Genomic DNA, 8470 nt, shown 5'->3' with positions numbered 1-8470 from the left:
TCTTCGCAAATATTGACCCCGACCACCGTGCCGCGCAGGCGAATGAGCGGCAGCCTCCTGCCAGGATAGAAATACCGGCTCTCGTCGAACACCCCGTAGTTCGGCAAGTACCATTTACAATAGGTGGTGACGAGTGTCTGGTCGGCGATGACCGCCGCGGCATTGTAGAGCTCGTGAGCACCGGCAGGGACGACCGATGAGCGAGCCGGCTTTGGATCGAGGCCATCGCTTTGGCTAACGTAGCCCACCACTGCGGCCAAGCCCCGGCAATGACGGACTATTTCCTGGAGCGCGCGGCGATTGTCCGCGACAAAACGCGGCTTCAATAAAAGATCTTCAGGAGGGTAGCCCGTGATCGCCAACTCCGGGAAGGCCACCAAATCAGCCTTCGCCTTCCTCGCCTCGCGCAGCCAACCAGTAATCCGGCGGACATTCCCGTCCAGATCCCCGACCGTCGGATTCATCTGCACCATGGCGATTCGAAACGTTCGCATAGCGACCACCAACGACATTTCACCGCTACCGCAACATGCGGGGGCAACATTGTGGGATTAGCATGCCTGGATCAGGCAGGTGAGAAGGGCAGACGTTTCAGCATCCTATTAGCTTCGCTGCCTGTCCACCCGTCCGTCGATTTCCCCAGCCAGCAACACGGCCTCGGCAATCTCGCGCATGGACTTCCGCAGATCCATACTTTGCCGCTGAATGAGCTTGAAGGCCTCTTCTTCGGTCAGCTTCTTCGAGCGCATCAGGTAGCCCTTAGCCCGCTCCATCAGCTTTCGAACCGCCAGAGCTTCCTGCATCTCAAACGACTTCTCAATCAGGGTCGTATGCTCGATGGCGATGGCAGCCTGATTGGCGATAGCCTGGAGCAGCTTCACCTCTTCGCTGGTAAACACGTGCGGAACAGACGTATAACTATTGATCACACCCACCGCCTTCTCCCGCACCATCATGGGCACCGAGACCATGGAGCACAACCCTTCCTTCTTGGCCATGTCCGAATACATATAGTCCTGCTCTTTGGTGACATCAGCCACGATAATCGGCCGACGTTCTTTCACCGCACGGCCGCTGATGCTCTGGCCGATCTTGATGTTCGGTTTGCGGCGATATTGCTCACTGAGGCTTTGTGTCGCCTCGATCCGTAGTTCCCCGCTGGTTTCGTCCAATAGCATGATCGAGCAGATCTTGGAACTCATCATTTGGGCGGTCATGGTCACCAGAAGCTGCAACACGTCTTCGATCAATCGATTGGAGGCCACCGTTTCTGAAACCAACGATAATGTTTCCACTTGGAGAGCTTTGCGTTTCATCTGATCGTAGAGCCGCGCGTTCTCGATCGCGCCTCCAACCTGATTGGCGATGGTCGAGAGCAGCGCGATTTCATCCGGCCGATAGCGCTTCGGGCGCTTATGCTGAACATTGATCACACCGACCACTTCCTTCTTCGCCATGATCGGCACGGAGACGAAGGCTTGATGGCGGTCTTCCGGAAGGTTATGGAAAAATTTGAACCGTGAGTCGTCGCTGGCGTTGCTCGGAATCACGACACGCGTTCGTTCCTGGGCCACCCACCCGGTGATGCCCTCTCCCAACCCGATCGTAATGCGGCCAATCAATTTCGGATGAGGGTTTTTCGAGGCTCTCAGAATAAGCTCATCCTGGCCGTCGGACAGGAGATACAGGAGGCAGGCATCCGCCTTGGTGACTTCGACGACCACTTCGACGATATGTTTGAGAACGGCTTCAAGATCCAGTTGGTTGCTGATCGAGTCAGAAATACGATGGAGCACATCGACTTCGCGTGTTTTTTCACGCAAAGCCTGTTGGAGCTGGGCCACGGATGGGGTGCGTGCGGTCGTCATGATGGATTTACTTTCTGCCTGAAGATTTTCGGCGAGCGGAGCCCTTGCCTATCTGACGACCACTCGCTAATCGGCTCCCACGACCATGCTTCGCATGAAACCACTCGGCGCAGACCTGCTGCTCGATCGGGCGAATGACCACCTCGCCAATCCGCACCGGCCATACCCCAATAACCTGACCTCCAACCACTTTCTTGTCATGTTGCATGGCGCTCCAGATGGATTTAAAGGACGTCTCTCTCACCTGTTCGGACAACCCAGCCTGCTGCACAAGACGCCTAATCCGTTCGACTACCTCATCACTACACAGACCCATATGACGAGCCAGGTCTGCCTCCTGTACCAACCCAACCCCAACTGCTTCACCATGGATCAACCCACGATAGCCACCAAGTGACTCGAGTGCATGTCCAATCGTGTGACCATAATTGAGAATGCGCCGGCGATCCGATTCTCGCTCGTCCGCTGCGACCACCTGCGCTTTGATCTCGCACGATCGTTTAATGACATGGGAAACAGGCGCCTCTTTCAGCTTCAACAATGCGGGGATTTCATGTTCTAAAAATGAGAAGAACTCTTCATCGGCGATAATGCCGTATTTGATGACTTCGGCTAGGCCGGCGATCCATTCACGGCGCGGCAAGGTACGTAAGGTGAGTGGATCGATCAGGACGGCCCGTGGTTGGTAAAAGGCCCCGACGAGATTTTTACCAAGCCGGTGGTCCACGCCGGTCTTACCCCCGACACTGGAATCGACTTGCGCCACAAGCGTCGTCGGCACCTGGACGAATGGGATACCTCGTTGATAAATCGCGGCAGCAAATCCGGTGATATCACCGACAACCCCCCCACCGAGTGCCAGCAGCAGAGACTGACGTTCAAACTTGTGTTTGGCTAATACATCGAGAATCTTGCTGATTGTCCCAAGCGTTTTAGTCGGCTCTCCTGGCGATACGATAATCGGAGTGGGATCGTACCCAGCCTTGCGAAGCGAACGAAGCGTCCCTTGAAGATAATGGCTTGCGACATGCCGATCTGTCACAACCCCTATCTTTGGAGAGGCGGTAAAGCCCCTGATTCTGTCACCCACCGTGGCCAATAGCCCTGGCTGGAGCACAATGTCATAACTCCGTTCCCCCAAGACCACGGGCACGATCTGTTCTACTACCTTAGGCATGCTCTAACGCATTCTCCCCTTACTGCAACATACCAGTCGCCGGTCCAACACATTTAAAATGGATGGGCGTGGACTCAAGGCACATTTCAACTACAGGAATGACGAACTGCGAGGGCTGAATTGGTGGGGATGGTATCACAATGACATGGAAACTAGAAGATTGTTGCCGACTGTGGCGATCGGAGGACTTCGACAGAGGCCTTAGAGCATCAAGAGGAGAAACGGAAGGGGTAGCCCTGCCACCGATACATAACCTACCGGGGCAGAGCTAAAAAAATGTGCGGCTAGCTCTTTACGATACTGGGCGTCAAGAAGATGAGCAGTTCTTGTTTGGCCACAGACTCGGTCTTCTGCTTAAACAGCCATCCCAGCAAAGGAATGCGGGAGAGATATGGAATTCCTGCCACACTGTTGTTCTGTGAGTCGATGAAGACTCCGCCGATCACCATGGTCTCGCCATCGCGGATATTGACCAGGGTATTGGCTTCCCGGCGGTCGATACTCGGACCAGCAGGATTGCTACGTGCGCCAACGGCATTTCTGGTTGCACGAACTTTCAGCTGAATGGTCTTGCCCAACTCCTTCGGATCGCGAGACGTAATTTGAGGAGTCACGTTCAGTTCCAAATTCGCATCCACAAACGTTGTCTGAGTCCCCTGGAGGGAGGTCGTCTGGAAGGGGATCGACTCTCCCTGTGAAATCTTGGCCTCTCGTTTGTCCAAGGTCGTGATCTTCGGCGAGGCGATGACCTTACTCAAACCGAGCAACTCACCTGCCGACAACCGCATGTCCAACTTCGCGCCGTCCGTTCTCCCAATCGTGAACCCAACACCAGGGGTTGCCACCAACCCGCCGACTGTCGCGGGAAGATTGACCAGAAAGTCAGATGCTTGATTCCCAAATGATCCGACATTACCTGTCTTGAAGTTGGCCACCCCGCTGCTCCCAACCTGATTCACATTCTGCACGCCCCACTGAACACCCAGCGAGCGAGAATAGGTCGTATCCGCCTGCACGATCCTAGCTTCAATTTGGACCTGCGGCACTTCAAGATCGAGCCCATCAACCAGCTGCTTCATCACCCCAATCCTGCTTTCCGTGTCTCGCACGATCAGGGCATTGGTCCCCTGACTCATTTGCATCAACCCCCTCGGGCTCAAATACTGCCGAAGTGCCGTCATGAGTTCCGTCGCCTGCAGGTTCCTAATGTAAAACACCCTATCAACGAGATCTTCCGCTTTCGTCTTGGCATCCTTCGCCTGCGCTTCCTCATTTTGCTGTTTCGCAATATTCGATAAAGAGTCGATCCAGAGAATATTGCCCTGCCGGATCTTGCCCAACCCATTCATCTTCAAAATCATATCGAGCGCCTGATCCCAGGGCACACTCACGAGTTTCATCGTAACCTTGCTCTTGACCCCTTCGCCAACGACCATATTAAAGCCGCTGACTTCGGCAATGAGGCGCAGCACATTACTGATATCTGCCTGCTGAAAGTCGAGTGAGATGCGCCGACCGACGTAGCGCGTTTCCCCCACGACCAAATCTTCCTTGGGCGTGCTCTTTTCTCCACCATCGGGCTCAGAAGTCATCTGAACCGGTCGCACATAATATTTCAGTGACGATTGCCGGACAGCGGTCATTGCACGCTGAGCCCCTCGAGCGCTCACAGCCACTTGAAGCGGCAGTCTTGCTGATTTCTCCTGCTTGATCGTCTCGACCATCGTGTCACGAGGATACAGCGCGATTGCATGGCTGTCTGCCGCGGCATCCTGCCGAAGCGTGACGATGAGACTCGCCCCTTGGGGTTCAACCGAGTAGCCGGCCTGACCGGCAAGATCCAATACCACTCGCACTTTATCGGCATGATAACCCAAGCGTACTTGCTTCAAAAACTGGTGATTCACCGACAAGACCGGCTGACGTATGCCTGAAGCAACGTGTGGAATATCGATGATCAGACGCCGCTCATCAAGACGTGTCACCTCATGTGCCAACCTGCCGTCGCCCGAGATGACAACACGAATATCGTGAGTCCCACGCTGAACATCGATGCGAGTCAGGGTCTGCGCCAGCGCTCCCTCGATACTCGATGGCAGGCGTGAATCGACAGCGGGCCAATCGGTTGATGCCCCTATCGATGGCACCGCCACCGGAATACTGAGCGCTCCCACCGCCGAGAGCACACGGACAAATGATGTAGTGGTCATGGTCAGCTTAGGTATCATTCTGCGCCCTCTTTCGGGTGAAGGAGCTTGACGTACTCCCGCTCCTGTTTGCTCCCATACACATCTGTAAACCTTTCTTGCACCACAATGCCTTTCTCCGTCACTGCACTGACTACGCCATTATTGGGACCGATACGCGTTCCGCGACGCACCGCATACCCATTCCCGTCCGGCGTCTGCACCATAGCTGTATAGCCATAGGCCCCCCACACCACCGCGATCAGATTCATCTCCGTAAGCCCTACTCGTTGAAGGGGAGGCAAGGTCGGATCAATCGGTCCAAGCCCCAACTGTTGCAGAACTGGCGCGAACGGATCGCGCCGCCCTGAAGGATCATACGAATGCGCCCCTGCTGGCTCCAACAATGAATTATTGGGCATGCCAGGCTGAGCATTCTCTTCAATGGCTGCAGCAACCACAGATGGAAATGGCGCAGGCCTCGAAACGTCATTGAGCGAGGGAACTTTCAAGGCATCCTGCCGCATCGGGCTCATTTGTCTGGCATGAGAGCTCAACCCTGTCTCCGCAAACACCAGTCCAACTGAGATGAGCATACCGGCACATCCAATGAGAGTGAGTGATGGTATTTTCATGGTCGACCGCCAATGTTCACAGATGGCATTTATCACGCATTGCCTCATACGCATCAAAAGCTCTCTCACCTATTTCTTCGGAGGAATCGGTTGAGCCGCTGTAACCGGCTTAGATTCAGAGGTTGCCGCATAGGCAACTAGGTCAAATACGGTCTGTGTGACAACCCGCCCCTTCTCAAACTTAGGGGCTCCCATCTTGAGACCGGACACGGTCACAATCCGAGGTAACGCATTGATACGATCGAAAAATAAGGCGGCCGTATGGTACCCGCCTGAAACCTCTACGTTCACCGGCATTCTCACAAAGAGTTTCGAGGCATCTTCCGTCCTGGGGCTTGGCTTCCATAATTTGATATCGAGACCAAGCCGGACGCCTAAATCGGATACCTGCTTCAGCAACATCACCGCCTCGTCTTCAGGTGGCAGTCGTTCCTTCTTCTTTGCCAATTCAATCTCAAGTTGCTTGCTCGCGGCAATGAGTTCATCAAGATGCTTCACCTTAATCGTCAACGTTCGAATCTCGCCATCAAGGGTGCCAATCGCGCCTTGAAGCCCTGCAATTTCCGTCGCCTTTGGCTCCGCCACATAGTAATAGAAGCCCACGATAATCCCTGCAAGAACCATCAGAAGCAGCCCTGCCTTCTGAATCAGTGGGATCCCTCGCAATATCTCAAGGTTAAGAGTCGGCAGGTTCATAGATTTTAGCCTTTTAAACGGAACCCCAGTTTGAACTGATAGATATTCAGTTGACTCTCCACCGCAGCTCGGCTTTCCTGAAGATTGATATTGGTAAAATAGTCGGTGCGGCGTAGATTATTGACGAATTCCACCACATCATCATTGGTCGCCGCTCGTCCTTCAAGATCAATTTCTTTCCCCGTGACCGCGACTCTTACCAGCCAGACCTTAAGCGGCTCCAAGCTCTGACTGACATGGTCGAGCACCCTGACAGGGCCGACACGTGACTTCTCTAGCTCGTCAATAATACGGTTCTTGTCTTCCAATACCTTCTTCCGGCTTTCGAAGTCGGAAACCTGCTTGACTTGTTCTTTCAACTGCGCAACCTGCTTCTCCATCTCAATCTTTTTGGTCTGCTGCTCGCTTATTTCTTCGTCGAGCGACGCCGAATACCACCAACAGCCGGTCAACGTAATAAGCACCAATCCCACACCCAACAGAGCCTGTGCCCTGACATCATATTGCGGCTTGGCCTTACGCCCCTTCAGTTCAGGCAATAAGTTAATGCGAATCATCGATCGCCTACCGATCTAAGGGCTAAGCCAACCCCTACGGCAGCTAGCGGAGCCAGTGCAGCTAACGCGTCCTGATCAAAATCGCTCCCCGAGGTGTCGATTTCACTAAAAGGATTAGCCACCTCAACATCAGCCTGCATGCGATCTTTCAGTTGTACGACCAGCCCCTTGACCTGAGCGCCTCCGCCACATAAAAGGACATGCTGAACATCCGCGTCTGCCATGGTGGACTTGAAATAGTCGATGGTTCGCGCAATTTCAGACGCAACCTCAGCATTGACACTATCGACGACGGTGGTCACCGCAGTCTGATTGCTCCCAGCCGAGCGCTCCCCTTTTTTCGTTTCTTCTGCCTCTTCGTAGGACATACCCAGCTCTCGCTGAATGGCTTCCGTATAGCGATTCCCTCCGATAGGAATATCACGAGTGAACAGCGACGTGCCGCCTCGAACAATGTTGATATTCATGACACTGGCGCCAATATTCACGAGCGCTGTTGTATCCTCCTGCGAAACGGGATAGTTGATCCCATGCATATTTTCAATCGCAAAGGCATCCACATCCATGACGAGGGGAAACAGCCCGGCCCCTTTGACAAGTTCGGTCAGTTCATTGATCTTATCCTTCTTGGCCGCAACAAGAATGATCGACATCTCTCCCTGCCCATCAGCCGAAGCCTCAGGAGAGGGCAACACACTGAAATCGATGTTCACCTCATTGATATCGAAAGGGATATATTGTTCTGCCGCCAGCCTCACCTGTCCCTCCAGCTCCTCATCGGGCATGGGCGGCAAACTGATCTTTTTAATGATGACGGCATGGCCGGAAATCGACACCGCGACCTGCTTTACCTTAACGTTCGTTTCCTCGAACAGTTCCTTGATCGCCGATACCACCCGCCCCTCGTCCATCACCGTACCATCGACAATCACTTCCGGTTCGAGCGCTTTAAACCCGAATTTCTGGAGAATAAAGCGCCCTCGGCTTTCCTTCAATTGAACGAGCTTGATACCGCTCGATCCAATATCCAACCCCACAAGCTGCCGCTTGGGGGTGAACATCGTGAACAGATCGGTTTCGGCAAAACCTTTGAACGAAGTAAATGAACTCAACATTGATGCCTCTGAATGTATAGGGCTACCCCGGAAAAACACATGATCGCGCGTGAGCTATATCAAACACCCTTCATATCCGAACATGTCACCGTACATCGCAGGAAAGGACTTCCGCTCGACAGTCAGCGCCAAACAAATGACACCTGCACGTCTCAACAGCCATTCCCTGGAGAACGGCACAAGAACTACCACTTCATCTGATACTCAAACTGGGCTTGCCTACTGATGATTCGCTT

8 protein-coding genes are annotated in these 8470 nt (G+C 53.8%); all 8 read right to left on the bottom strand.

Annotated features, from left to right (window positions below):
* Positions 1-494, bottom strand: a 494-nt coding sequence (locus tag Q8N00_02985; GenBank protein MDP2381751.1) for a nitrilase-related carbon-nitrogen hydrolase, incomplete at its 3' end; no start/stop codon positions are given.
* A 108-nt stretch (positions 495-602) separates the two neighbouring features.
* Positions 603-1868 (bottom strand): GAF and ANTAR domain-containing protein, encoded by a 1266-nt coding sequence (locus tag Q8N00_02980; protein ID MDP2381750.1) that lies wholly within the window; start codon positions 1866-1868, stop codon positions 603-605.
* 7 nt (positions 1869-1875) lie between these two features.
* Complete coding sequence (gene aroB, locus Q8N00_02975) at positions 1876-3045, bottom strand: 3-dehydroquinate synthase (protein MDP2381749.1); 1170 nt, start codon at positions 3043-3045, stop codon at positions 1876-1878.
* Positions 3046-3329: 284 nt separating this feature from the next.
* Positions 3330-5255, bottom strand: a complete 1926-nt coding sequence (gene pilQ / locus Q8N00_02970; protein MDP2381748.1) for a type IV pilus secretin PilQ — start codon at positions 5253-5255, stop codon at positions 3330-3332.
* A 14-nt stretch (positions 5256-5269) separates the two neighbouring features.
* Positions 5270-5827, bottom strand: a complete 558-nt coding sequence (locus Q8N00_02965) for a pilus assembly protein PilP (GenBank protein MDP2381747.1) — start codon at positions 5825-5827, stop codon at positions 5270-5272.
* Positions 5828-5935: 108 nt separating this feature from the next.
* Entirely contained in the window at positions 5936-6562 is a 627-nt protein-coding gene (pilO, locus tag Q8N00_02960) for a type 4a pilus biogenesis protein PilO (GenBank protein ID MDP2381746.1), read from the bottom strand.
* Positions 6563-6567: 5 nt separating this feature from the next.
* Positions 6568-7119, bottom strand: coding sequence for a PilN domain-containing protein (locus Q8N00_02955; GenBank protein ID MDP2381745.1), 552 nt, complete (start codon positions 7117-7119; stop codon positions 6568-6570).
* Positions 7116-8234, bottom strand: coding sequence for a type IV pilus assembly protein PilM (gene pilM, locus Q8N00_02950; protein ID MDP2381744.1), 1119 nt, complete (start codon positions 8232-8234; stop codon positions 7116-7118). Before pilM ends, Q8N00_02955 begins: the two co-directional genes overlap by 4 nt.
* Positions 8235-8470: the final 236 nt, after the last annotated feature.

The sequence above is a fragment of the Nitrospirota bacterium genome (assembly GCA_030684575.1).
GTDB lineage: Bacteria > Nitrospirota > Nitrospiria > Nitrospirales > Nitrospiraceae > Palsa-1315.
Note: the sequence above shows the minus strand (reverse complement) of the source record. Positions and strands in the feature narration are given on the sequence as shown.